This is a genomic window from Roseateles sp. P5_B10 (genome assembly GCF_056400485.1).
The window spans coordinates 1-1,673 of the sequence record NZ_JBFULE010001008.1; the positions used below are offsets into that span (position 1 = coordinate 1).

The 1,673-nt window shown below is 61.7% G+C and carries 1 protein-coding gene; it reads left to right on the forward strand.

The genetic code is table 11. The annotated features are described in order from the left end of the window. Positions 1-21: 21 nt before the first annotated feature. The coding region (locus AC1DU6_RS30235) for a TonB-dependent receptor plug domain-containing protein (protein ID WP_477861746.1) at positions 22-1,673 on the forward strand (1,652 nt) is incomplete at its 3' end.

Genomic DNA, 1,673 nt, shown 5'->3' on the forward strand with positions numbered 1-1,673 from the left:
TACTCGTTCAACCCCTACCTTATGGAAAAGGGGAAGTGCGCGCCGAACAACTTCTACAGCCTGGCCAACACCATTCCGGCAGGCGGCACGGCCAAGGTTGGCACGGCGCAATGCGCGTTCGACTTCGTCTCCACGATCGACATCTATCCCGAGTACAAGCGGGATTCGGCTTTCGTCACGGGTCAGCTCAAGCTCAGCGACAACGTCAAGCTGTTCTCTGACATCGCTTACACCCGCTACGACCTGATCGCCCGCATCGCGCCGAACCCGGTGCCCATTGCGATCCCGGTTGGATCCGCGCTGTACAACAAGTACGTCTCGCCGTATCTGACGGCCGCTCAGCAGGCCCGTGTCAACACCGTCACGGCGGGCTTCCGCGCGACGGACTTCGGAACCCGTGATTCGCAGACCTTTACCGATTCCAAGCACGTCGTCGTCGGCGCCGAAGCCGACATCGGCAGCTGGAACGTCAACGGCGCGCTGACCTGGTCGCAAAACGCGTTGGACGAGCATTACATCGGCGGCTATTTCAAGACCACCGAGTTCACCAACATCGTCAACACGCTGGCGATCGACCCCTTCGTGCCATCGGGCAACCAGAGCGCGGCGGCCCAGAAGCTGATCAGCGACTCCATCTACCACGGCAGCATCCGCACGGCCTCCACGACGCTCAAGGGCGGCGACGTGCGCGCCTCCGGCGAAATCTTCAACCTGCCAGCCGGGGCGGTGAACCTGGGTGTCGGGGCGGATGTCCGCAACTACCACTACAAGCAGACCCCGTCCGCTGATGCGGTCAACGGCGTCATCTACAACTTCGGCGCCAATCCGCAATACGACCTGGAGCGCGACAACCTCGGCGTGTTTGCTGAATTGCAGATCCCGGTCGTGAAGGGCCTCGAGGTCAATGCCTCGCTGCGCTACGACAGCATCAGCAAGATCAAGGACGCGATCAACAAGCGCGACTTCGGCAAGACGGAAAAGGCATCGACCTACAAGCTGTCGGGCAAGTACCAGGTCTCCAGCCAGCTGATGTTCCGCGGCTCCTACGGCACGGGCTTCAAGGCCCCGGATATGCTGGACATCGCCCAGCCGCTGGTCTCCAACGGCGTGACCGCCTCCAGCTACGACTGCCCCTTCCCTGGCGACGGCAGCGGCTCGCCGCCCTGCAAGCCCGGCAAGGCCCAGTACACGCAGCTGAGCGGCGGCAACGAGAACCTGAAGGCCGAGAGGTCCAAGCAGGCCACCATCGGCATGCGCATCGAGCCGACCTCGAACTTCAGCGCGGCTTTCGACTACTGGCAGGTGAAGCTGCGCGATGCAGTCAGCGGCGTGTCGGCCAACCAAGCTTTCGGCGATCCGCAGAAGTATCAAAGCCTGTTCACGACTTACAAGCAACCGGCTGAAACATCGAACTACTACGCCTTCATGGCCCTGTCGACCAACATCGGCCAAGCCATCACCAAGGGTATCGACTGGGAGCTCGAAGGTCGTGTGGACATTCCGTCGGTCGGTCGACTCACAACTTCGCTGGCTGGCACGTACATGATCGAGTCCTCGTATACCCGCGCGGGCACGAGCAACGACTTCACGGACAGCATGGGCCACTACGGCGAAAACGCTGCCGTCACCTTCCGCAACATCTTCAGCACGCAGTTCAAGCTCCAGACAGGTCC